Genomic DNA, 22,882 nt, shown 5'->3' on the forward strand with positions numbered 1-22,882 from the left:
GCCATGGCAACCGTAACCGACACCTTCCAAATTGCTGAAGCGCCGAGACGCAAACGTACATTTCCCTTCCTGATCATCGCCCTGCTCCTGCCAATGGCGATCATCAATTTCATCGCCTTCGTGTTGCCTGTTGCCAGACTGGCGATGATATCCTTCATCGAAAGCCGTAGCGGTGGCGTACTGACGAACAACTACACGCTGGAAAACTACGTCGATTTCTTCACCGACAGTTTCAGCATCGAGCTTATCTCCAACTCCCTGATCCTGGGTTTTGGCGTGACCTGCATCACGCTGTGCTGCGCCTATCCGATTGCGCTTTTTCTGCACCGGGTCTCCCCGAAGTGGCGCAACATGCTGTTTGTCATCACTGTGTCCCCGCTGCTCGTCAGCAGCGTGGTCCGAACTTATGGCTGGATGGTCATTCTCGGAGATCAGGGCGTAGTCAACGGCATCCTGATGTCATCCGGCATCATCGACAGCCCCCTGCGCCTGACCAACAATACGCTGGGTGTCTTCATCGGCATGGTCGAAGTGCTCATTCCCTATATGGCGCTGTCGCTGATCGCAGGCTTCGGTCGTCTGGAGAATGTCTACGAGGAAGCCGCTGCCTCTCTTGGTGCCAATAGCTGGACCCGCTTTCGCCGTGTCATCCTTCCGTTGACGGCACCCGGCATCGCGCTCGGCTGCCTGCTCTGCTTCGTTCTTTCCATCAGCTCGTTCATCACACCGAAGCTTCTGGGTGGCGGACGCGTCTTCCTGCTGGCGACCGAAATCTATGATCAGGCCGTCATCCAGTTGGAATGGCCGACCGCAGCGGCGATCTCCGTCATCGTCCTCATTATTTTCGGCATCGCCCTTGCCGTCTACTCCCGCGTCGTCAAGCGCTTCGATTAGGAAGGACATCGATATGATCGGCCAATTGAGCATTCCATTCCGGCTTCTTGTCGCCAGCATCTATCTCTTTTTGCTAGCTCCTATTCTGATCGTTCTGCCACTGTCCTTCAGCAATGACAGCTACATGACTTTTCCGCCGGAAAGCTGGGGCATCCGCTGGTATGTGGCGATGTTCAGCCATAGCGGTTTCATCAATGCGTTCTGGATCAGCCTCACGATTGCAGTCACCGTGACGGTACTGGGACTGGCAGCGGGTGTGCCCGCAGCCTTTGCCATCCGTCGCCGGAGGTTCATTGGCCGCGAGTTTCTGCTCAACCTCTTTACAGCGCCCCTGCTTCTGCCGTCCATCGTTCTTGGCCTCGCCATTCTTCTGGTGTTCGTTCAGGCACGGCTGCTTGGCACCTATACGGGTTTGATCATTGCCCATTTGATCATCACCACCCCCTATGTCATCCGCATCATGTTGACGGCGTTCTCAACGCTGCCGCCATCCGTGGAAGAAGCGGCGACCATGCTGGGTGCATCACCATTCACCGTCGTGCGTCGCATCACCCTGCCGCTGATGATGCCGGGCTTCATCGCAAGTGCCGCACTATCTTTCCTTCTTTCCTTTGACGAGGTGGTCATCTCGCTGTTCATCACCGGTCCGCGCCTGCGCACCCTGCCAGTGGAAATCTTCGACTATGTGGAAAGCCAGACCGACCCGATGACCGCCGCCGTATCGGTCGTGCTCGTGGCCGCGACGCTTGCCATCATCTTTCTCATCGAACGCACGCTCGGCCTTTCCAGGACCGTCGGCAAGTAACGACTTTACAATGGAGACTTCTGACATGGACAATATCGCGCTCTGGATGTCGCAGCCGCATTTCGGCTTTCTGGAAATCGCAAAGACTTGTGGCGTCAAGCAGTTGGTGATCGAACTGGAACACGGGACTTTCGATCTCGGCACGCTCGACCAGTTTCTGGCCTTTTCCAAATCGCTGGGCATCCCGACCCTGACCAAAGTCATCGCGCCGACGACGGAAGCCATTCAGCAGGCACTGGATTTCGGATCGGATGGCGTCATCCTTCCCCATATTCTTGGCGTCGATCATGCGCGGGAGGTGACGAAAGCAGCAAAGTATCCGCTGCTGGGTATCCGCTCCTATGCAGGAGGCCGCGTGTTTGGTTACGCCCGCCCATCTTCGGATGCCTTCGAGGCCGAGAACAAGCGTACCAAATGCTACGTCATGGTCGAGACGGCAGAAAGCCTGGCTGACGTCGAAAAGATCATTGCGCTTGATACCGTGGACGGCTTGTTTCCGGGACCATCCGATCTAGCGCTCGCCCGGGGCCGCGGAGCCTACGCGTTCAATGAAGAGGATCGCAAAGACCTTTCCCGCATTTCCCGAGCGGCGCGTGACGCTGGCAAGAGCTGGATCATGCCAGCTTGGACCCCAGCAGAGCGAAATTTTGCGCTCGATGAAGGCGCGGAAATGCTGGTTGTCGCCACCCAGACCATGACGCTACGCGCCGGCATCATGTCCACCATCAATGCACTCAAGCAGGAAAAGATCGTCGCCTAATGGCGGTCGACACAACCGGAGGGAAATCCATGAAAATCAGCCTTATACAGACCAATCCGCAGAGCGACCGCCAAGCTAACCTGAAGATCACCTACGATCTGATGACGGAAGCCCTCAAGACGGACCAGCCGGACCTCATCGTTCTGCCGGAATATTTCGAAGTCTATGGCACGACGACGGAAGAAAAGCTCGCCCTTGCCGAACCAGCCGGGGGAGCCGCCTATACTATGGTGCAGGACTTCGCCCGCGAGAACAAGGTCTTCGTCCATGCCGGGACCATCATGGAAAAGGTCGAGGGTGAGAACCGTATCTACAACACCAGCTTCGTGTTCGACCGCGAGGGCAACGAAGTCGCAGCCTACCGCAAAATCCACATGTTCGACATCGTCGCGCCTGATGGTACCGCCTACAAGGAATCGGCAACAGTCAAGCCGGGCGAAGACATCGTCACCTATGAGATCGACGGCATGAAGGTAGGTTGCGCGATCTGCTACGATATCCGCTTTTTCGAACTCTTCCTCCAGCTAGAAAAAGCAGGATGCGACATCATCATTCTGCCAGCCGCCTTCACCTTACAAACCGGCAAGGACCACTGGGAGGTTTTGGCCCGTGCACGCGCCATCGAAACACAAACGTATTTCGTTGCCTGCGGCCAGACGGGCAGCGTCACCGTGAATGGTGAAAAGCGGGCCTGCTATGGCCACTCGCTGGTTTGCGACCCATGGGGCCACACGATTGCCCGCGCGTCTGATCCGGTCGGATACGTTACTGCTCGCATCGATACGAAGGAAATTTCGCGCGTGCGCAACCTCATCCCCATGACCCAGCATCGCCGTCTGGCCTGCGCGTAAGGAGTTTCGACCATGTACGTCATCAAAGACATGCCGGCGCAGGTTCCGCAGGAAGACCTCGATCTTCTGAGTGGTGTGGAGACTGCAACCGTAGGCCACTGGCGTCTACTCGGCTTTATGGACCGTCAGATCCAGCCGCTGCTTCCCGGTCGCCGCGTTGTCGGAACAGCCGTGACATTGGCCATCGCAGGCCCGGATTCCACGTTGCTGCACCATGCCACCGGGCAACTGCGACCGGGTGACATTCTCGTTGTAGACCGTTTAGGCGACGACAAATATGCCTGCTGGGGCGGCGGCGTGACGGTTGCGGCCAAAGCCGCTGGCGCGGTTGCCGGAATTGTGGACGGTCCTTGCACCGACCTCACTGAAATTCAGGTTTCTGATTTTCCGATGTGGTCGCGTGGTCTCTCTCCCATCACGACGCGGCTCTACGATCTTGGTGGCGGCTTCAACATTCCCGTCAGTTGCGGCGGTGCCGTCGTGATGCCGGGAGACGCGATTCTTGCCGATGAGAGCGGCGTCCTCGTCATTCCGCGCGATGAGGTACGCGCCGTTTCCGAGGAGGCGCTAAAACGCCAGGAAACCGGAAAGAAACGCGAAGCCAGCGTGCGCGACAAGGTACAGAAACTTGGTGACATGACCGGTGCCAGCGCCAAGGTCCTGGCAAAGCTCGCCTGAGGAGTTTCGATGATGCGGCGCGGACATTTCGTCTGGGCCGCATCGTTGCGACGATTCCACGAACTCTACCGACCCGACGTTGTCATATTGCCCCTGCGGTGTAACGTGGTGACCGGGAACATAGTCTGTAAAAAAACAGCAGCTTGCGACAATTCTTGCGTGCCTTCGCACGCTTTTGTCGAAAACGGTGGGGCGCTTTTACGCAATGAATATTCGTTTTCTGGAAACCGTGGTCTGGCTCGCCGAACTGAGAAGTTTTCGCGTCACTGCCGACCGCATGAACATCACACCAGCCGCCATTTCCAATCGTATTTCGGCCATGGAACAGGAACTTGGCATCCGGCTTTTCGAGCGCGACACACGCGATGTGCATCTGACGCGTGAAGGTCGCGCTTTCGTCTCCGGCGCTCGCGACATCATCAATCGTTACAATCGTCTGGTCTCTGACGTCGCACCACCTGAAACACTGGAGGGCACAATTCGCATTGGTCTCGTTCCTTCGATGGCGCTGGCCATCCTTCCCGGCATCATGGAAACGCTCCGACAGCGCTTCCCCCGCATCCGTGTATCGGTGACGACGGATGCATCCCTGACGATCCTTTCCAAGCTGGAGAAACGCGAACTCGATATCATTCTCGGGTTCCACGGCACGCAGGTCGAAAAATACCGGATCGTCGATCTCTGCACACTTGGCATGTTCTGGATCGCCAACAGCGCATTTCCCGCCGATGACGACAATATGAGCCGGGCTGATCTGATGATGCATCCGATCATATCCTATGAAGTCGGCACGCAGGCCTACAAGCGCATGGTTGAGTATCTGCCCGCCAACTCCTTCGGCCAAGGCGTGGTGCACTATTCCAACTCACTTGCCACGACGATCAGTATGGTGGCCGCTGGCATAGGGATATCGGTCTTGCCGCCCATCGTTATTCAAAACGAATTGCGGCTTGGTACGCTGAAGGTGCTGAACGTCCGCCAACCTTTTCCCGCGACAGATTACTTTGCGGTATATCTTGAAAACCCCTCATCCCGCTTGTCTCCCCTCATCGCATCGATTGCATCCGAGGTGGCCGCCGAGTTCTGCTCGCTTTACGACAATGCGCTTGCTGTTCACATCTGATCCAGAAGCCACTGCTAACATTAGCAAACGGTGGAACTCTATTCCGCCAGCGGGCTTTACCCCGCGGCATCATCAGAGGAGTTTCAGATGGCTTTCATAGACGCAAAAGATGGCACGACATTGCATGTAAAGGATATGGGAACCGGAAGCCCGGTCATTCTTATCCATGGCTGGCCTTTGACCGGCGATATGTTCGAGTATCAGACCGTAGCGCTGCTCGAAGCAGGTTTCCGCGTGCTTACCTACGACCGTCGTGGGTTCGGCCAGTCCGGCCATCCAGCGGATGGATATAATTACGATACATTTGCCGACGACCTCGCGAGCGTAATCGAAAGCCTCGATCTACGGGATGTATCACTCGTAGGCTTCTCCATGGGTGGTGGCGAGATTGCCCGCTATCTTTCGCGTCATGGTGCCGAGAGAATTTCCAAGGCGGTTCTCGTGGCCTCGGTTGCTCCTTACCTCCTCAAGGATGACAGCAATCCTGGTGGCGTCGATGCCAGCGTCTTCGAGGGCATGAAAGACGATATTCGCAAGGATCGCTTCGCGTTCCTTCAGAGCTTTGCCAAGACATTCTACGGTGTCGGCCTGGTCAGCAGCCCGGTCAGCCAGGGTGTGCTGGATTGGTCATTCGTTCTCGGCGTCATGGCGAGCCCGAAGGCAACGATCGATTGTGTCGATGCATTCGGCAAGACCGATTTCAGACCCGATCTCGCCGCTTTCACGATCCCAACGCTGGTCATTCATGGAACAGCGGATAAGACCGTGCCGATCGATCCATCGGGCCGTGCCGCTGCCAAGGGCATCACGGGTGCCCAACTCATCGAATATGACGGAGAACCTCACGGCCTATTCGCGACCGTACCAGATCGCCTCAACCGCGATTTGATCGCATTTCTGGGATGATCCAGAGCTGAATGCATTTCGCCTCGCACCCAGTGCGAGGCGAAACAGGTAAAAGGTATAGTGATCTCAGCGAAGCTCTATCGCCTCGATCAGCCGATTTATGTAGCCCGAGAATATCATCACCATATCAATCTCGCCTGGATATCTGAGCCAGAGCATCTGGAGCCCATCCATCATCCCAATCAGCTCCGCTGCGATAGACGACGGGTCGATATCGGGTTTGATTTCGCCGTCTGATATCCCCTTTCTCAGGGAAAAGACGAGATTATCCGTGAGATTGCTGGCGCGCAGTGCGAACCACCTGCTTGCCGGGTGGTCGGCGGTCAGGCTTTCGGCATTGAGCACCGCAAACGCCTGCACCACATTGGGAATATCTTGGTTTAATCTGGCGACATCCACCAAGCCGAGTAGCACTCTGCGCCAGTCCTCGTATTTCGGTCCAACAGCCGATGTGCTCTCAAGGTCTCGTTTTTCGAGAACGGCAAGAAGCAAATCCACCTTCGTCGGGAAATAATGAAGAAGTCCCGGCAAGGAAAGGCCAGCATCGGCGGCTATAGATGCGAATGATGCGCTTTGATAACCGTCTTTGGCAAAATGCTGCATTGCCGCTGCAAGAATAGTCTCCCGGCGCATCGCGCCCTTGGGGGATTTGCGCTTTTTGCCAGGCATACGGCCGAGGGCCCCACCTGTTTTCGTTTCATCATTCATGTTCGTCCACCCATTTCGAAACGCTGCTTTAGCCTAAATTTCTCCGTCAGTAACCGGGGAGGAAGCCGACCGATCCGATCTTTGAAGCCTCGGATTTGAACAGAAAAAAGTTGACTTGCCGCAATAACCGAGTAGTCGGTAGGTTTAACACGACGTTCGGCGGAGGACGACGTTGTTATCGACTTTATTGCGGTGGAGGTTTTCAAAAATGAGTATTGCAACCCCTGACATTGTCGCTACCCCTTCGGCAACTGGCACTAAAGCCTCGGTCGGCCTGCCCTTCATTCTCACTTACGGACTTGCCAGTGTCGGCTTCTTTACGGCGGTCATGACGCCCGTTGCGATGACGCTGGCCATTCGGGTCAACACGCTTGATCCCGTCGGCAAAGGCGCAAGTCTGGGTGCCATTCTGGGTCTTGGCGCACTTTTCGCGCTGCTGGCAAACCCTGTATTCGGTCAACTTTCGGATCGAACACGCTCCCGCTTCGGTCGGCGCAAACCCTGGCTGGTCGGCGGCGTGATCGTCGGCAGTCTCGCACAAATCCTCATGGCCTATACATCAAGCCTAGTGATGATCGGCATCGCCTGGTGCGTGATCCAGACGGCGTATAATGCCATGCTGGCAGCACTCGTCGCGACTGTTCCAGACCAGGTGCCGGAACATCAGCGTGGTCTGGTGTCGGCGCTTGCGGGGATGTCGATCTATATTGCGCTTTTGATCGGCAGCGGCATTCTGGCCCTGACCGGAACGGCTAGCAACGCAATGTTTCTGATCCCAACAGCCATCGGGTTGGTGTCGGTTCTCGTCTTCGTCTTGGTAATTGAAGATCGCCCTTCGACGGAGACACCGCAGCAGACCATGCCGGGAGTGTCCGAACTGCTGGGCAGCTTCTGGGTCAACCCCGTCAAACACCCTGACTTCGGCTACGCATGGCTCAGCCGCTTTCTGGTGTTCTTCGGCTTTGCCGTGCTGACATCCTATCAGGTCTATTACCTGATGGACCATTTGAAGATTGCCGAAGGCGCTATCGGCGACATCATGTTCATTTCAACGCTGATCACTGCGATCTGCGTCGTCGGCTCGTCCTTCGTGTCCGGTTACATGTCGGACCGCATGGGTCGCCGCAAGGCTTTCGTATTGATCGCAGCCATGACCTATGCGCTGGGTATCGTGGTCATCGTTTTTGCAAGCGACCTCACCAGCTTCTACAGCGGCATAGCCGTCACATCTATCGGCTTTGGGGTCTACATGGCGGTCGATCAGGCGTTGGTCGTGGATATCCTGCCGGATAGGGAGACCCATGCGGCAAGAAACCTTGGCGTTCTCAACATCGCCAATGCCGTGCCGCAGTCCATTGCCCCGGCTGTCGCGCCCTTCCTTCTCGCCATCGGCAATGCAGGAGGCCAGAATTATGGCGTCCTTTATGCTGCTGCGGCCATCAGTGCCTTCCTCGGCGCACTGGCCATCGCCCCCGTACGCGGGGTGCGCTGACGCCAAGTCAGGGCGCGCCGTCTTATGACGCGCGCGTCTCTTCTTCACTCGCATAAAAAAACGGAGGCTCGTATGATCGAGAATATCCTGAACCAAATGACGCTTGAGGAGCAGGTCTCGCTGCTCGCCGGGGCCGACTTCTGGACGACTTTACCGGTCGAGCGTCTCGGCGTTCCCAAAATCAAGGTTACGGATGGCCCCAATGGCGCACGCGGTGCCGGATCGCTGGTGGCCGGTGTCAAGGCAACCTGCTTTCCCGTGGCCATCGCACTCGGTGCCACCTGGAACCCCGCGCTCGTGGCGCGTATGGGCGTGGCATTGGCGGGTCAGGCGAAAAGCAAAGGCGCATCCGTTCTGCTCGCGCCCACCGTCAACATTCACCGCTCAGGCCTCAATGGCCGCAATTTCGAATGCTATTCCGAAGACCCGTTGCTGACGGCGGCTTTGGCCGTTGCCTATATTCAGGGCGTACAGAGCAAGGGTGTTGCCGCAACGATCAAGCATTTCGTCGGCAATGAATCCGAAATCGAACGCCAGACCATGTCGTCGGATATCGATGAGCGCAGCCTGCGAGAACTCTATCTGCTGCCTTTCGAACAGGCTGTGAAGAAGGCGGGCGTGATGGCGGTCATGTCCTCCTATAACCGCCTCAACGGCACCTATACGAGCGAACATGAATGGCTGCTGAGCCAGGTGCTGCGCAAGGAATGGGGCTTCGACGGTATCGTCATGTCCGATTGGTTCGGTTCGCATTCCACGGCAGCCACCGTCAATGCCGGTCTCGACCTTGAAATGCCCGGCCCAAGCCGCGACCGTGGTGAGAAGCTGGTCGAGGCCGTGCACAAGGGCGAGGTCAAGGCGAAAACCGTGCGCGAGGCTGCGCGCCGGATTCTAACGCTGCTGGAACGCGTCGGCGCCTTTGAAACGGCACCAGACCTCACAGAAAGCTCTCTCGACCTTCCCGAAGACCGCGCCCTCATTCGCCAGATCGGTGCCGAAGGTGCCGTGCTGCTCAAAAATGACGGTATTCTGCCCCTGGCCAAGACAACGCTCGACAGCATCGCCGTCCTCGGTCCCAATGCTGCCGAAGCACGCGTCATGGGTGGCGGCAGCGCCCAAATTGCAGCGCATTACACCGTCAGCCCGCTTCAAGGTATTCGTGCAGCGCTTTCGAACGCCAATAGCGTCCATCATGCTGCAGGATGCAGCAACAATCGCCTGATCGAGGTCTTCGCGAGCGATATGCAGGTGGATTACTTCAAGGGCAGACAGCTGGAAGGCACGCCAGTTCACAGTGAAACGGTAGCCAAGGGTGAATTCTTCTGGTTCGACCTACCGTCGGCAGAGCTTAATCCGGCAGACTTCTCGGCCCGGATAACTGCACGCTTTGTGTCGTCCGACAGCGGCGAGCATGTCTTCGGCATGACCAATGCCGGCCTCGCCAAGCTCTATATCGATGGCAAGCTTGTCGTGAACGGCTATGATGACTGGAAACCCGGCGACAATTACTTCGGTACTGCCAACAGCGAACAACGCCAGTCCGTGGAATTGGAAGCTGGCCGCAGCTACACGCTGACCATCGAATATTGCTCTCCGGCTGCGACCGCCGATGGCATTCACCTGACCGCCATTCGCTTCGGTGTCGAAAAGCCGCTTGGCGATGCTGCCATTGAAGAGGCCGTTGCCAAGGCGGCTGCTTGCGATGTCGCGCTCGTCTTTGTCGGACGTGAAGGCCAGTGGGACACCGAAGGTCTCGATCTCCCCGACATGCGCCTTCCCGGTCGCCAAGAGGAACTGATCGAGAAGGTTGCCGCCGTCAATGCCAATACGGTCGTCGTACTTCAAACCGGTGGCCCCGTGGAAATGCCTTGGCTGGGCAAGGTCAAGGCAGTCGTGCAGATGTGGTATCCCGGTCAGGAGCTCGGTAACGCCGTAGCCGATGTTCTCTTCGGTAACGTGGAGCCCGGTGGTCGTCTGCCGCAGACGTTCCCGAAGTCGCTTTCTCACAATTCCGCCATTACTGAAAATCCACTGGTCTATCCCGGTCAGGATGGTCACGTTCGCTATGATGAAGGCGTTTTCGTCGGCTATCGCCACCACGATACGCACGGCGTAGAGCCACTGTTCCCATTCGGCTTCGGTCTGGGCTATACACAGTTCGCGTGGGGCACAGCACTGTCGTCATCTACCGCCATGGGCGAAGACGGCATCACCGTCACGGTCGATGTGACCAACATCGATGCTCGAAAGGGCTCGGAAGTTGTGCAGCTTTACGTCCGTCCACTGGATTCCACCTTTTCACGGCCAGAAAAGGAATTGCGCGCATTTGCGAAGTTGGAACTTGAGCCGGGCGAGACAAAAACCGCAACACTGAAAGTGTCTATCCGCGATCTCAGCTTATTCGATGTCGAGGCAAAAGCCTTCCGTTCGGATGCAGGCGCATATGAACTGTTGATAGCCGCCAATGCCGGTGACATTCGAGACCGTATCGCAATCACCAACCCGACGCTTTGGATGGGTCACGTTAGCGATCTTTCCATCTGAAAAGCTGCGGACGTTGCCGCAGGCATACGATAGTGCAAACATATAGCCGGGATATCCATCGTTTTAATGGTGTCCCGGCTCCATTGATGTAGGGCGCTTTACCTGACGTCCTGGTGTTGGCTGAGCCGCCGGATGCCACAAACAGTCTGATAATCCATCAGAAGACTTTCGTCAGCGAAACGGCGAAGGTGCGACCGCGTCCCTTGTAGTCGAAGACCGCTTCGTTTGCCAAAGAGCCATAAAGTGCCTTGGCACGCGCGCCCCAAACGGTCGTGTAATCGGTATCGAAGACATTCATGACACCAAAGCGCAATGTCGTATCCTGCTCTTCGAACCGATAAGCACCGGTGAGATCGAAGAGTGTGTAGGGATCGATTTCTTTGCCACTTTCGTCGCTCAAACTAAAGACATGCTGGCCCGACAGCTTCACGTTGAAGCTGTCTTTTGTCCAACCAACGTAACCACCCAACTTGGAAACACTGGCAGTCCCAATAGACTCCTTTTCCCAGCCATCATCGGTTTTGACCTCCGTTTTAACCCAGTGGCCCGATGCACCTACGTCGAAACCGTGGTCCAGCTTCACGCTACCACTGGCTTCAATACCGTAGACCCTACGGTCCTGATCAACCGTATGGACGGCAAGCGTCGTATTGTTGAGAACAATAGAGCGATCTGACAGTGAATAATATCCAGCCGTTTCAAAAGTGTAGGTGCCATCGTTAAAGCGATAGCCCAGTTCGACAGAATTGGTTTTGATGGCTTGAAGTGCGGAATCGCCGACGTTCACGCTGTTCACCAGCGTATATTGACCGTTGGCTAAGGTGTAAGTTCCTCTACCGTAATATTTCGCCGGATCCGGAAGTTCAAAACCTTGGCTGAAATTGGCGTAGACCTGCTGCGTGTTGGTGAGCTCGTAAGTCGCGCCTGCGTTAAAGAGAGCAGCATCATAGCTGACGTCTCCGCCAGGTATTCTATCTGCCGACGTGCCGTTTCCGTTGAGTATGGCAATTTGCTGCGCAGCACCGACGAAATCTGAAACTTCGGTCGTAACATATTGATAACGCACGCCGCCATTGATCGTCAGCCTATCTGTGGCCTCGTAAGACGCCTGAACAAATCCAGCGACTGTGGATACATCGATATCAGGATAGAGCCCCGTGATACCGATCGTATCGAAATCCACGCCGCCTGTTTGTAGCGCCGTATTGAGATTAAAGATATTCTGCTTCGACGAGAAGGAGTCCCGATCGGCATCGACACCGTAGGTTACCTTCAGACCATCAAGCGGCTCCGAAATCATCGCCGCTTTGATGCTGTAGTAGTCCGTATCCTGAGAGCTTCCGCCAAAATAAAGCGACGGACTTGTTCCGGGGAAAGGGTGGAACTGGATTTCCTCGCGCCGGAAACTGCCTTGTATCAACAGTTCCTGTCCTAGAAAATCATCATCGCTATAGGTGGCATTCACCATTGCTCTGCGAGTGCGGGGATTGAAATCAGACTGATATCCATCACGCGTTTCGAGCAGATTGGGGTTCCCCAATCCAGCGAGGAACGGCCCCAGATAAAGCCCAAATGGCGAATCCTGGGTGCTGTCGAAAAACTGCCCCGTGATCTCCAGTCGCCGGTCGTCATCGATCTGCAAGCCGAGACTTCCCATGACATCCACGCGCTTGTTGAATGCGGTGGATGTCTGCGTAATATCGGGTGTCAGCATCGTGCCGGAACCATCGAAATAGGCGCCAGTCTGGTTCCCAGCGACCGAGAGACGAGCATCCCAGTTTTCACCGTTATAGGTGACGGCACCCGCAGCATTTCGATCGATATCGCGCGTTTCGCCGAAGCCTGTGCCAAGCCCAGTCGTTACTTCGCCGTGAACGCCCTCTTCTGCATCCTTACCCTTCTTGGTAATGATGTTGATGACGCCACCCGTTGCATTGCCGCCGTAGATCGCGGTTGCTCCCGAAAGCACCTCTACGCGCTCGATATTGAATGGGTCGATCGCATCGAACTGGCGACTAAGGTTACGTGCTGAGTTCATCGAGACACCATCGATGAGGACCAGAGCCGTTCGTCCTCTCAGATTTTGTCCGTAGGACGTGCGAGCGCCCTCGCTGGCGGAATCAAAGCTTGGGACCTTCTCTGCGAGGATTTGCTGGAGCGACTTGCCAGAACGGGCTTCTGCCTGAACTGTATCGGCATCCACAACATAAATGGTGCGGGCGGCTCTTGAAATTTCCTGCGGTATGCGCGTGCCCGTCACCACAATCGTTTCCAAAACCGTCGAGCCCCCGCTCGCCTGCGTATTTTCGGACGCATCCTGCGCTTGCGCTGCTGCATGCAAAACCGTCGCAACGGCGATAGCCAGCAGGCTAACTCCGACATTCCACTTTCTGATCATTTCGCCCCCGATGCACAAAAAATCCCCGCAGCCGTCCAACCGCTAAAAATACAAGACTATTTTCATCATGTTTTATGGGTTAAGACGTTGACGCGCTTGGATGGGAACGAACACGTTTTGGATAATTGCGAACATCAACAATAAAGGCGGGTTGATCTTTAATGGAAGTAATTCGACCTCTCAAACTCGGGACCATTTCTTTGCCCGACTCGGAAAGCAGGCTCGTTTGCCGCACGATTTTGCTGGATATGCTGGGTGAAGCGACGATTACCGTAGAAGACGGTGATCTGGCGGGTGTGACAGGGCTTTTCTGGAAACATGTCGATCTTTCACTTGTAACGCTTTACCTCCCCAAAACGCCGCTGCGCCTCCTCGCAAGCGGCATTGGCACCCCTGATATTGTGATGCTTCGCGCGACAGACGGTCCGCTGATCGTGCATCATCGCCAGAAAACACTCACACTGGCACCGCGTGACGTCATTCTGCTTCCAGCAGATACGTCTTCCGAAATTGTGTTGCCTGAAGGCGGCAGGCTCGATTGTGCGCATCTGCCCCACTTGGCCATTGCACCGGTTCGGAAATCACTCGATTGCCTGCTGCTTCGATCGTTTCACGCCGAGTGCCTTCCGCTGCAACTGCTCACGCATTACGCGGGCTATCTCTTGCGGCAAGACTATCAGAACAAAAACCATGCCAGCATGATGGTCGCGCATTTCTACTCCCTGCTACCGGTCCTGGCGCAACAGGTGAAGGACGATGCCAACCCGCCGGATGCGCCGCAAAACCGGGTGGAATCGATGAAAACGCTGATCGAGGCCAATCTGGCGGATGGCTCATTTTCCATCACAGATGTCGCCAAGGCCGAGGGCATCACGCCACGGGCCATCCAGAAGATTTTCAGCCGCACGGGCACGACATTCTCCCGCTATGTGCTGGAACGGCGGCTCTTCCTGGCCAAGACAATGATCCTAGCCGACACTGCTGCAACGCCAATCAGCCAGATCGTCTACAGCGTCGGCTTCAACGACTTGTCCTATTTCAACCGGACATTCCGCAGCCGTTATGGCATTCGCCCCACGGATTTGCGGCGCATGACGGGGCAAAACGAAGAGGCGTGAGGGCCGCGTTAAGCAACACGCGCCCGGCCGAGCCGTTGGAGAAACCAGACGGACAGGGCCATGCCAGCAAACGAGATCATGGTTGCCGTTGAAAACAGCGCGGGATAGCCCAGCTTGTCGGCAACGATACCGGCCAGGGATGCGCCCGCCATATAGACGATGAGTTCCGCACAGGTGAGGATTGTAAAATCCGTGCCGGGCTGATCATGAGATGAGGATTTCATGAAGAAGGAATAAATGGCGACGAGTTCCATGTAGCGGATTAGTGTCTGAAACGCCGAGGCCGACAGGGCCACCCAGATGCCAGGCAGAATGCCTGCCGCGTTCAAAGTGAATGTGAGGAAGCAGATGCTTCTGAGGCCACCCAAGAGAATGAGTGTTGCCGTTAACCCCGCCTTGCGGATGAGAAATGCGGCAATCGCCACGCCAATCAGGCCAGCGGTTGCGGCAGCGCCGCCGGAGAGGTAACCGATCCAATCCGTCGGCACCTTGATATCGACCAGATAGGTGCCTTCCATGCCACGCACGAGACCTTCGCTGGCCCGATATGTCAGCGCGAAACCGAGGAGCAGCCAAGCGTTCGGGCGACGAAAAAAGCCAAGCAGGCTAGCAGGCTTTTCGCTTTTTGTCGCAGTCGATGCTTCCGGCTGCATGGCCACGGCGGCGGCAAGCGGAAGCAAAGACAAGGCCGCGACAAGCAGGGTCATGGTCTGCCATCCGGAAAGATGGAACACGACCAGAGCCGCCGTTCCACCGATGATAACGCCCAGCGCTACTGCGCCTGCCTGCACGGCATTGCCCATGGACCGCGTTCTGTCCGTCAATTGCCGCACAGCATAGCCATCTGTCGCAATGTCCTGAATGGAGGAAATTACGGTGATGGAAATGCAGATGGCAAAGAGAACCGAGACGTTACTTGGATCCACCAGAGCCATTGATGCAATACCGGCGCTAACGAGAAGCTGAGTGGGCACAACCCATCCTCGACGATGCCCGATCTTTGGCCAGGGTGACCAACGGTCCACCAATGGTGCTACGAGAAACTTCAGGATCAAGGGCAGCATCAGCAGAGAAAACAACCCGATAGCGGTGCGCGAGGCACCGCTTTCCCGCATGATCGGCGGCAGCGCAACCAACAACAGATAGGTCGGGATGCCCTGAGCGAGATAAAGGCCACCCAACACGCCCATCAACCGGCCCTCGAATGGCTTCGCCAAAACAGCACTGTCAGAAATCGTCTCGTTGATGTTGGCCATGCAAGAACCGAATTGTTTGGCCGGGGATCGCAACAGACCTTGAAGGTTTTGCGTCAAACGCCATCGCGCACCGGTGAATTAAACAGGAGTAATATTATCATGTTTAATTCCATACAATCCGTAAAGCTTGGATGTGAGCGAACCCGGTTAAGACAATAACGAACCGTGATTGCCGGTAAGGATTTTTCTGCGGCAATCGACTTGGATGTAGAGATAAATGGTATAAATGACATAACCTTATAATCTTTTAAATTGCACCACGCGATCCGCTATGAGATTGTTCGCTCAGGAACAGAAACGTTTTGGGCGGAGCAAATGAGTGACGTGGGGCGCGATCGCGAAACGATAGCCGTGATCGGCGGCGGACTGATCGGGACGAGTTGGTCTGCGCTCTTCCTGGCCTATGGATATGATGTGGCGCTGTTTGAGCCCGCTGCTTCGGGTCGTGATCATGTCGCCGTCCGTATCGATGCGGCAATGGCGCAGATTGCAGAAGTGGCTCAAACCCTGCCTGCACCGGGCCAACTTCGTTTGACGGAAAACCTGGGGGACACTGTATCTGACGCAATCTGGGTTCAGGAAAATGCGCCAGAGAACGTGCCGCTGAAGCGTGAACTCTATTTTGCGATTGAAACAGAGGCTCCGGCGGGGATTACCATTGCCTCCAGCACCTCATCGCTGGTCTGGTCGGAGTTGAGTGCAGAGATGGCCGATCCTTCACGGCTCATCACTGCGCATCCCTTCAACCCACCGCATCTGATGCCATTGGTCGAGCTTTATGGCAGTGATCGTAAACGCGTTGACGCTGCGGCTTGCTTCTACCGCACGCTCGATCGTCATCCGGTCAAAATGAAGCGGGAAGCCGTGGGCCACATTGCCAATCGTCTGTCTTCCGCGCTCTGGCGGGAGGCTGTCAATATGGTGGCGGAAGACATTGCAGAGGTCGAGGATATCGATGCCGCGCTTGTCTATGGTCCCGGCCTTCGCTGGTCTGTGGTGGGTTCGCATATGGCTTATCACCTCGGCGGTGGTGCGGGCGGCATCGCGGACTATCTCTCGCATCTCGGGCCCAGCCAGGAACGCCGTTGGCAGGACCTCGGCTCGCCACGCCTCGACGAAGCAACGCGTGAAAAACTCGTTGACGGTATCACCGCCGAAACGCGCGGGAGAGACGTGTTGGAACTGGAGGCAATGCGCGATGACGGGCTGATTGCCGTACAGCGCGCCCTGAAAGGCCGCCGCTTCTAGCAAACATTCCCTCCTTACTTTCAAAACCTTTCTTTATGGAACCACACATATATGGCCGAACGACATTCCCCGACCCCGCTCTACCACCGAATTTACGCGGTCATGCGCGAACGTATCGTCAAGGGCTATTACCCAATTGACGTCGCCGTGCCGAGCGAAGCCGAACTTTCTGAAAGCTTTTCCGTCAGCCGCATTACCATCCGCAAAGCTATGGAGATGTTGACGGCCGAGGGGCTGGTGACGCGGACGCGCGGACGCGGAACCTATGTTACCGACCGCACTAAGGACAACAAGCTCAACCGCGTTGTCGTTTCCAACATCAACAGCCTGTTCAGCTACCTCAATGTCGTGGGAAAAAGCACGCGACTGAAGGTTGTCAGTCTCGATCTCGGGGAAGCACCGCCGCGCATCTGCGAGCAGATGGGCGTGTCACCGACCACCGAACTGGTGCGGGCCGTGCGTGTCCGCTCTCTCGACCGCCGTCCCTACTCGCTCTCCACCGCCTATCTCCTGCCTGAGATCGGGAACACACTGGAGCGGCAGGATCTGGCAACGACCAACATGATCGATCTCGTCCAAAAAACCGGTGCCGTCGTGGAACAGGTCGAACAGACGCTGACCGCGACACTGGCGGACGACTACGCCGCAAAGCACCTCGAAATACCCATCGGCGCGCCGCTGATGCTGGTGAACCGGCTGTTCTTCAATGCAGAGATGAAGCCGTTCTACGCGGCGGAAATATTCTACCGCGCCGACCGCTATGAATATCGCGTCTCGCTCAAGCGAGAGGACGGCAAAGACTTCTCACTCGGCAATTGACGTTTCACGTCGCAAGAGGGCGCCTGAGCAATTGGCCCAACTCAACCACGAAATCGGCTAGGGCACTGCCTTCAATACGGTCTATCAAAGTAACCAAGAGATTGCTGTGCCCCTCTCCCCACGCAGAATCGATCAAGCGTTTTGCTTTCAGATCAACATCGGCACGTGTTAGTGCGCGTTCGCCATCGCCCTTTGGCACCATCACCTCTACACTTTCGACATTCCCGTCCGAAAGGAACAGGGTCACACGCGTCGGTCGGTTGGCCGGATAAAGTGCATCAAATCGCTCGTCCGCGCAGAGGGTAATTTTTTCGACCATTTGCAGCACATCGGCATGCTCCAGTCGCTGCTTGCCGAAACCATCGTGACGCAACGGGCCGAAGCATAGAGCCAGCGCGGCGGCATGGCGAAAACTGAAGCGTGCAGCCAGATCGCTTTTTGGCGATGGAGAGTCGTATTGCAACGCGGTCGAATAGACATCGATTCGAACCTCCACCAAGCGTGCGGGATCAAAGGCATCCACACGCTCACGAAGAAGCTCGATGCAATCCAGCATCGGGCCGAGATGCGCGCAGACAGGATGCCATTTCAGATAGGCACTGGTTATTTCAGAGTGCGACCAGCGACCATCTTCGCCAATGCCTTCGACCATGACAGAGGGAGAAAAGGCTTCGCCTGCACGCGGACCGAAGAACCGTTCGAGCGTGGCAACAGAGGGCAATAGGCCTGCCTTGGCGCTGCGAGCAGCGACGATACCATTTTGGACTCCGAGCCCAACGAACAAATGGTGAGCGCCTGCGCCTTCCATGCAAGTGTCGCGGAAAGGAAAGAGCGCGACGGCTGCGGCATTGCCTATGGCAGCCTCGATCAACGAGGCGCGAGCCTGCTCATCCATATCCTGTCCGAAAAGATAGGCCGCTGCCACTGCCGCGCCGATACAGCCGAATGTTCCGGTATCGTGAAGCAGCGGCTGCATTCCGCCCAAGGCCGAACCAACCCGCGCGCAAACCTCATATCCCGCCATGACGGCGTTGAGAAATGCAACTGCCGACGCCTGCGTCTCCTCGGCAACGGCCAGTGCGGCGGGAAGCACGTGGCTCATGGGATGGCCGCGTGCGCGACGATGGCCATCCTGCAATTGCAACACCGTCATAGCCATGCCGTTGATGAGACCGGCGGTTCCTGCCGTGCAAGGCTCAGCGAATCCCAGACACGAGGAGCCGCCACCGGTTTCGGCAAGAGCATGCCGGGCGTCCCGGATCGATGGATGCGCCGCTCCCGCCGCCATCACCGCAATCGTGTCGAGAATGAAATTGCGGTAGGCCTCGCGTACAGCCGGAACAGCCTCGGCGAAATGACTTGAGGCGGCGGCTACCGCAAGGTGTCTGGCGGCGCTTTGCATCATCAGCCTTTCACCTTGCCCTCGGCTTCCGCTCCCGCCTTCATCATGGCGTGCAGCATATCCAGCCGTGGCTCGACCGGAGGCGGATAGACGTCCCTGCCGTGGGTAAGGCCGAGCGCCAGAAACGTCTCGACCAGCTTGTACGTCAGTGGACCGGGATTGACGACGGGCACGGGCAGGTTCGCGGCGAGATATTCCCCGGCCTGATGCATGGTCGTCGACCCCAGGCAGATGACCTCCGCGCCGTCCTCCTCGATGCAGCGCATGGCAACATCGCGCATGCGTGGGAAGACGCTATCCTCCTTGCCGCCCAGCAGTTTGGAGAAATCCGGCGGCTGATCGAAGCTGCGCACCGAGGCGCATTGGCGGTCGAAACCATATTCGCGGATGGCCTTGCGGTATCGCGGCAGCGCTGGTTTCCATTGTGCCAGCACCGAGAATTTTCCGCCGAGCGTCAGTGCGTAGAGCATCGAGGCCTTGCCCGCACCGATGACGGGAATGGAGAGGACGGAGCGGAGCATGACCATGCCGCTATCCGACATCGTGTCGATACAGACGGCGTCAAAGCCTTCGTCTTGCGCCCTACATCCGGCCTCGAAGATCGCAACATCCATCAGGCCCCAGTCATGCGGAGACATGAAGGATGTCGGGCCGCAGGTGACGGGGCGATAGGTCAGTTCCCAATCCGCAGGCAGCGGCACATATTGCGATTGGGCTTCACGGTTGCGCACGCCCTCAGCATCCAGCGCGAAGGGAACGATGACGAGAATGCGGGTCATTGGCTACCCTCCAGATAGGCCGCACCGGCAGCACCGATAGCGCGGATCATGTCATGCTTGGGCGACAGCGGTGTCGGCCATGTCGCCTTGCTGTGGGTGAGGTTCAGGTCGAGCGCAATCGATGCCAGCTTGTAGGTAAGAGGACCGGGATTGATGACGGGAACGCCGATGCGGGCGGAGAGCCAGGAATGTGCCTCGTGCATGGTCGTGGAGCCTAGGATCAGCACCTGCGCGCCATCCTCCTCAACGCATTTTTTGGCGGCTTCCAGCAGAAGCGGAAAGACCTCGTCTTCCTTACCGGCAAGCAGGCTCTTATTGTCAGGCGTCACGCCAATCGAGCGCATCGAGGCACATTTATGCTCCATGCCAAGCTCGCCGAGCGTTTTGGTGTAGAGCATTTTCCAGCGATCCCACATCATCAGGATCGAGAACTTGTCGCCCAGCATCTGCGCCATCAGCATGGAATGGCGACCCGGCGCGATGACAGGGATGGTCAGAACGGAACGCAGCATCGACATGCCGCTATCGGACATGGTGTCGATGCAGACGGCGTCGAAGCCCTCCTTCTCGGCATCGAGCCCGGCGTCGAGGATCGAGAAATCGGCCAGCGCCATATCGTGCTGGCTCGAATAATTCTTCGGCCCAACCCTCACCGAGCGATAGTGAAACTCGATGCCGGGGCCGAGATCGACCGCCTTCATCTGCGCTTGCCTGCGGGCGAGATCGTCCTGCCCCATGGGAAACGGTACGATGACCATGACCTTTTTCATCATGTCCTCCTCTTGTTTTTCAGCTTTCGGAAGCAATCCGGGCGGCGGTAATGCCAGCCAAGCGGCCAAAGGCGGTCGCCGTCAAAAGACCATTGCCGGAGAGATATCCGTAATTGGAATCGCCAGACACGCCGCGTGCTGCACCACCACCCGCCATAAGGTTCGGCAAAACAGTGCCATCTTCGCGCAGCACCCGCGCCTCTGCATTTATGACCAGCCCGCCTTGCGTGTGGAACAATGCGCCGTTGACCTTGACCGCATAATAAGGCGCGCTCAGCACCTGATCTGGCGGAAAGCTTCGCCCGAAACGATCGTGCTCGCCGGTCCGTGCGCAGGTTTCGATGGCCTCGAGCTCCTCGCGGATGGCGGCAAGCGAAAGGCCCGTGACGGAGGCAAGTTCTTCCAGACTGTTTGCCGTCTTGATGGCACCCAGCTTGCGGATTTCACGGTAGTCGTAAAAGCCCATCCCAGCCTCATCGCCCTTGGAATCATAGATGTCCCAAGCGATGTGGTCAGGTTGCGAAGCGACTTCAGCGGCGTGTTCGGAATAGCCGCGCATCTCGTTGGAGAAACGCTGGCCTTGCATGTTGAGAAGAATGCCGCCCTTGGTGATGACAGCCCATGTCAATGGCAAGGCGTGCGGATAAGCGACGGACCCATGGCCCTGATAGGCGGCCATGTCAGCGACGGCAGCGCCGATCTCCAGCCCCCATTTCACCGCATCGCCCGTGTTGGAGAGGTGGCCGCAGCACTCGGCATCGGCAATCTCAGGGATGTATTGCTGCACGAGCGCGACATCTCCTGCAAAGCCGCAGGAGGCAAGAACGAGTGCCTTGCAGCCCAACATTTCCAGCGCGCCATCGGGACGACGGAAACGGACGCCTGTTACACGACCCGTCGCATCCACGTAGAGGTCTTCGACCGACGCATGTGTCACGACATCGATATCGGCGTTGGACACAGCAGCGAGAAGCGACTGCTCCAGATCGGCACCGGTCCGGCTTTTCGGGCCATGCATGCGAAGGCGCGAGTGGCCGGGATAGGTGAACCCCGTGACCAGTTCGAACTCCACCTTATGCGTAGCCATCAACCAGTCGATCATCGGACCTGCGGTTTTTGCAGCGACCAGCGCCATATCGTGCGGCGTGTGGTCATGGGTCTTGGCGACCAGATCTTGCGCGAAAAGTTCCGGACTGTCCTCAATGCCCGCTTCCTTCTGCAACTTTGTGCAGGGCGCAGGAATTAGACCAGCGGACAGGGAGGTGGACCCAGTGGGATTCTCGTCCCGCTCCAGCACCATGACCTCTTGCCCCGCATCATGGGCCGCAAGGGCTGCGACCAGACCGCAGGCCCCTGCCCCGACGACGACCACCGGCATTTCAAAATCGAACGTCACGCCTTCCGCAGATAGCACTGCCATGGCCGAAATCTCCTGCTCAATAGGTTGTGCGGTTTGCGTCCGGCGTGCCGTAGCGGGCTTCCAGTTCCTGAATTTCAGGCATCCGCGCCATATCGAAGAATTCCTTGAAGTTCATGACGTTGGGCGCGACCGAAGCGATGGTCTCTTCCGTCTTCAGAACCTGAAGCGTCTTGCGCGCCGCTTCGCAGGCCGAAAGCAGCAGCCAGTTGGGGTAGATAATGAGCTTGAAGCCCAGTGCCTCGATTTCCGAGCGCGTCAGGAACGGTGTCTTGCCCGAGGTCGCCATGTTGTAAAGCAGCGGAATGCCGGGGAAGCGCGGTGCGATATGCGACAAGTCATCCGGGCCGGGGCTTTCGATGAAGATGACGTCGGCACCGGCCTCGCGGTACATTTCGGCGCGGTCGAATGCGGCGTTGCGACCGTGTAGCGCCAGTGCATCCGTACGGGCGATGACAACGAAATTCTCATCGATACGCGCATCCACGGCAGCCTTGACCTTCGCGACCATGTCTTCGGCGGAAACGATCTGCTTGCCTGCGAGGTGACCGCAGCGTTTCGGCAGTACCTGATCTTCCAGATGCACGGCAGCTACACCACCGCGCTCATAGAGTTGAATGGCGCGCCGCACATTGAGCGGACCGCCAAACCCATTATCGGCATCGGCAATCAGCGGAATATCGGAGGCATCGGCAATGCGGGTGGCGTTATCGACCATCTCCGTCATCGTCAGCAAACCAACATCGGGATAGCCTAGGCGCGTGGCAGAGGTGCCAGCACCCGTCATATACATAGCGTCAAAACCGGCTTCGGTTACAAGGCGGGCATACATGGCATCGACCACACCGGGAGCCATGAGGGCTCGTTCGCCTGCAAGCAACTGCCGCAGACGTTGGGTACGTGTTAGGGACATT

20 protein-coding genes are annotated in these 22,882 nt (G+C 57.1%); 12 read left to right on the forward strand and 8 right to left on the reverse strand.

Annotated features, from left to right (window positions below):
* Positions 1-3: 3 nt before the first annotated feature.
* The 7 genes from HRR99_RS16235 (at position 4) to HRR99_RS16265 (ending at position 6,017) form a co-directional block, all read left to right on the forward strand.
* The gene (locus HRR99_RS16235; RefSeq protein WP_233123733.1) at positions 4-894 is read left to right on the forward strand and encodes an ABC transporter permease; all 891 of its coding nucleotides are present in this window, start codon (positions 4-6) and stop codon (positions 892-894) included.
* Between the two features lie 13 nt (positions 895-907).
* Positions 908-1,699, forward strand: coding sequence for an ABC transporter permease (locus HRR99_RS16240; protein ID WP_111839433.1), 792 nt, complete (start codon positions 908-910; stop codon positions 1,697-1,699).
* Positions 1,700-1,724: 25 nt separating this feature from the next.
* Positions 1,725-2,459: an HpcH/HpaI aldolase family protein gene (locus HRR99_RS16245; protein WP_233123734.1), complete on the forward strand. Its 735-nt coding sequence runs from the start codon at positions 1,725-1,727 to the stop codon at positions 2,457-2,459.
* 29 nt (positions 2,460-2,488) lie between these two features.
* Positions 2,489-3,310 carry a carbon-nitrogen hydrolase family protein gene (locus HRR99_RS16250; protein ID WP_233123735.1) on the forward strand — a complete coding sequence of 274 codons (822 nt, stop codon included), beginning with the start codon at positions 2,489-2,491 and terminating at the stop codon, positions 3,308-3,310.
* 12 nt (positions 3,311-3,322) lie between these two features.
* Positions 3,323-3,988 (forward strand): RraA family protein, encoded by a 666-nt coding sequence (locus HRR99_RS16255; protein ID WP_233123736.1) that lies wholly within the window; start codon positions 3,323-3,325, stop codon positions 3,986-3,988.
* Between the two features lie 205 nt (positions 3,989-4,193).
* On the forward strand, positions 4,194-5,111 hold the full coding sequence (locus HRR99_RS16260) for a LysR family transcriptional regulator (protein WP_233123737.1): 918 nt from the start codon (positions 4,194-4,196) through the stop codon (positions 5,109-5,111).
* A gap of 87 nt (positions 5,112-5,198) precedes the next feature.
* On the forward strand, positions 5,199-6,017 hold the full coding sequence (locus tag HRR99_RS16265; RefSeq protein WP_233123738.1) for an alpha/beta fold hydrolase: 819 nt from the start codon (positions 5,199-5,201) through the stop codon (positions 6,015-6,017).
* Between the two features lie 66 nt (positions 6,018-6,083).
* Here HRR99_RS16265 and HRR99_RS16270 read toward each other — a convergent pair whose 3' ends face one another.
* A complete protein-coding gene (locus tag HRR99_RS16270; protein WP_233123739.1) occupies positions 6,084-6,725 on the reverse strand; it encodes a TetR/AcrR family transcriptional regulator in 642 nt (213 codons plus the stop codon).
* 208 nt (positions 6,726-6,933) lie between these two features.
* Here HRR99_RS16270 and HRR99_RS16275 point away from each other — a divergent pair, with 208 nt between their 5' ends.
* Together HRR99_RS16275 and HRR99_RS16280 are read left to right on the forward strand one after the other, a co-directional pair.
* The gene (locus HRR99_RS16275; RefSeq protein ID WP_233123740.1) at positions 6,934-8,217 is read left to right on the forward strand and encodes an MFS transporter; all 1,284 of its coding nucleotides are present in this window, start codon (positions 6,934-6,936) and stop codon (positions 8,215-8,217) included.
* Positions 8,218-8,289: 72 nt separating this feature from the next.
* Positions 8,290-10,761 (forward strand): glycoside hydrolase family 3 C-terminal domain-containing protein, encoded by a 2,472-nt coding sequence (locus HRR99_RS16280; RefSeq protein ID WP_233123741.1) that lies wholly within the window; start codon positions 8,290-8,292, stop codon positions 10,759-10,761.
* A 157-nt stretch (positions 10,762-10,918) separates the two neighbouring features.
* Here the strand turns inward: HRR99_RS16280 and rhtA are convergent, their stop codons facing one another.
* Positions 10,919-13,159, reverse strand: coding sequence for a TonB-dependent siderophore receptor RhtA (gene rhtA / locus HRR99_RS16285; RefSeq protein ID WP_233123742.1), 2,241 nt, complete (start codon positions 13,157-13,159; stop codon positions 10,919-10,921).
* 161 nt (positions 13,160-13,320) lie between these two features.
* Between rhtA and rhrA the strand changes: the two genes are divergently transcribed.
* Positions 13,321-14,277 (forward strand): rhizobactin biosynthesis transcriptional regulator RhrA, encoded by a 957-nt coding sequence (rhrA, locus tag HRR99_RS16290; protein WP_233123743.1) that lies wholly within the window; start codon positions 13,321-13,323, stop codon positions 14,275-14,277.
* A gap of 8 nt (positions 14,278-14,285) precedes the next feature.
* Here rhrA and HRR99_RS16295 read toward each other — a convergent pair whose 3' ends face one another.
* A complete protein-coding gene (locus HRR99_RS16295) occupies positions 14,286-15,533 on the reverse strand; it encodes a RhtX/FptX family siderophore transporter (RefSeq protein ID WP_233123744.1) in 1,248 nt (415 codons plus the stop codon).
* A gap of 315 nt (positions 15,534-15,848) precedes the next feature.
* Here HRR99_RS16295 and HRR99_RS16300 point away from each other — a divergent pair, with 315 nt between their 5' ends.
* Both HRR99_RS16300 and HRR99_RS16305 read left to right on the forward strand, forming a co-directional pair.
* The gene (locus HRR99_RS16300; RefSeq protein ID WP_233123745.1) at positions 15,849-16,781 is read left to right on the forward strand and encodes a 3-hydroxyacyl-CoA dehydrogenase NAD-binding domain-containing protein; all 933 of its coding nucleotides are present in this window, start codon (positions 15,849-15,851) and stop codon (positions 16,779-16,781) included.
* Between the two features lie 51 nt (positions 16,782-16,832).
* Positions 16,833-17,600, forward strand: coding sequence for a GntR family transcriptional regulator (locus tag HRR99_RS16305; protein ID WP_233123746.1), 768 nt, complete (start codon positions 16,833-16,835; stop codon positions 17,598-17,600).
* Positions 17,601-17,604: 4 nt separating this feature from the next.
* Here HRR99_RS16305 and HRR99_RS16310 read toward each other — a convergent pair whose 3' ends face one another.
* Genes HRR99_RS16310 through HRR99_RS16330 form a run of 5 tightly spaced genes read right to left on the reverse strand, consistent with a single transcriptional unit; the run spans position 17,605 to position 22,881 of the window.
* The gene (locus HRR99_RS16310; protein ID WP_233123747.1) at positions 17,605-19,005 is read right to left on the reverse strand and encodes an MmgE/PrpD family protein; all 1,401 of its coding nucleotides are present in this window, start codon (positions 19,003-19,005) and stop codon (positions 17,605-17,607) included.
* Entirely contained in the window at positions 19,005-19,781 is a 777-nt protein-coding gene (locus HRR99_RS16315; RefSeq protein ID WP_233123748.1) for an aspartate/glutamate racemase family protein, read from the reverse strand. The genes HRR99_RS16310 and HRR99_RS16315 overlap by 1 nt, the downstream gene beginning before the upstream one ends.
* Positions 19,778-20,551 carry an aspartate/glutamate racemase family protein gene (locus tag HRR99_RS16320; RefSeq protein ID WP_233123749.1) on the reverse strand — a complete coding sequence of 258 codons (774 nt, stop codon included), beginning with the start codon at positions 20,549-20,551 and terminating at the stop codon, positions 19,778-19,780. Before HRR99_RS16320 ends, HRR99_RS16315 begins: the two co-directional genes overlap by 4 nt.
* Positions 20,552-20,570: 19 nt before the next feature.
* Positions 20,571-21,971: an FAD-dependent oxidoreductase gene (locus tag HRR99_RS16325; RefSeq protein WP_233123750.1), complete on the reverse strand. Its 1,401-nt coding sequence runs from the start codon at positions 21,969-21,971 to the stop codon at positions 20,571-20,573.
* A 16-nt stretch (positions 21,972-21,987) separates the two neighbouring features.
* Positions 21,988-22,881, reverse strand: coding sequence for an isocitrate lyase/PEP mutase family protein (locus HRR99_RS16330; RefSeq protein ID WP_233123751.1), 894 nt, complete (start codon positions 22,879-22,881; stop codon positions 21,988-21,990).
* Between the last annotated feature and the right edge of the window lies 1 nt (position 22,882).

This window comes from Agrobacterium vaccinii (assembly GCF_021310995.1).
Lineage (GTDB): Bacteria > Pseudomonadota > Alphaproteobacteria > Rhizobiales > Rhizobiaceae > Agrobacterium > Agrobacterium vaccinii.

Excerpts from the sequence above, each read along its gene's own strand:
- HRR99_RS16280 (WP_233123741.1), top strand. The coding sequence starts at position 8,290 with ATGATCGAGAATATCCTGAACCAAATGACGCTTGAGGAGCAGGTCTCG.
- HRR99_RS16295 (WP_233123744.1), bottom strand. The coding sequence starts at position 15,533 with ATGGCCAACATCAACGAGACGATTTCTGACAGTGCTGTTTTGGCGAAG.
- HRR99_RS16300 (WP_233123745.1), top strand. The coding sequence starts at position 15,849 with ATGAGTGACGTGGGGCGCGATCGCGAAACGATAGCCGTGATCGGCGGC.
- HRR99_RS16275 (WP_233123740.1), top strand. The coding sequence starts at position 6,934 with ATGAGTATTGCAACCCCTGACATTGTCGCTACCCCTTCGGCAACTGGC.
- HRR99_RS16245 (WP_233123734.1), top strand. The coding sequence starts at position 1,725 with ATGGACAATATCGCGCTCTGGATGTCGCAGCCGCATTTCGGCTTTCTG.
- HRR99_RS16305 (WP_233123746.1), top strand. The coding sequence starts at position 16,833 with ATGGCCGAACGACATTCCCCGACCCCGCTCTACCACCGAATTTACGCG.
- HRR99_RS16310 (WP_233123747.1), bottom strand. The coding sequence starts at position 19,005 with ATGATGCAAAGCGCCGCCAGACACCTTGCGGTAGCCGCCGCCTCAAGT.
- HRR99_RS16315 (WP_233123748.1), bottom strand. The coding sequence starts at position 19,781 with ATGACCCGCATTCTCGTCATCGTTCCCTTCGCGCTGGATGCTGAGGGC.
- HRR99_RS16330 (WP_233123751.1), bottom strand. The coding sequence starts at position 22,881 with ATGTCCCTAACACGTACCCAACGTCTGCGGCAGTTGCTTGCAGGCGAA.
- HRR99_RS16270 (WP_233123739.1), bottom strand. The coding sequence starts at position 6,725 with ATGAATGATGAAACGAAAACAGGTGGGGCCCTCGGCCGTATGCCTGGC.
- HRR99_RS16265 (WP_233123738.1), top strand. The coding sequence starts at position 5,199 with ATGGCTTTCATAGACGCAAAAGATGGCACGACATTGCATGTAAAGGAT.
- rhrA (WP_233123743.1), top strand. The coding sequence starts at position 13,321 with ATGGAAGTAATTCGACCTCTCAAACTCGGGACCATTTCTTTGCCCGAC.
- HRR99_RS16240 (WP_111839433.1), top strand. The coding sequence starts at position 908 with ATGATCGGCCAATTGAGCATTCCATTCCGGCTTCTTGTCGCCAGCATC.
- HRR99_RS16235 (WP_233123733.1), top strand. The coding sequence starts at position 4 with ATGGCAACCGTAACCGACACCTTCCAAATTGCTGAAGCGCCGAGACGC.
- HRR99_RS16325 (WP_233123750.1), bottom strand. The coding sequence starts at position 21,971 with ATGGCAGTGCTATCTGCGGAAGGCGTGACGTTCGATTTTGAAATGCCG.
- HRR99_RS16260 (WP_233123737.1), top strand. The coding sequence starts at position 4,194 with ATGAATATTCGTTTTCTGGAAACCGTGGTCTGGCTCGCCGAACTGAGA.
- HRR99_RS16320 (WP_233123749.1), bottom strand. The coding sequence starts at position 20,551 with ATGAAAAAGGTCATGGTCATCGTACCGTTTCCCATGGGGCAGGACGAT.
- rhtA (WP_233123742.1), bottom strand. The coding sequence starts at position 13,159 with ATGATCAGAAAGTGGAATGTCGGAGTTAGCCTGCTGGCTATCGCCGTT.
- HRR99_RS16250 (WP_233123735.1), top strand. The coding sequence starts at position 2,489 with ATGAAAATCAGCCTTATACAGACCAATCCGCAGAGCGACCGCCAAGCT.
- HRR99_RS16255 (WP_233123736.1), top strand. The coding sequence starts at position 3,323 with ATGTACGTCATCAAAGACATGCCGGCGCAGGTTCCGCAGGAAGACCTC.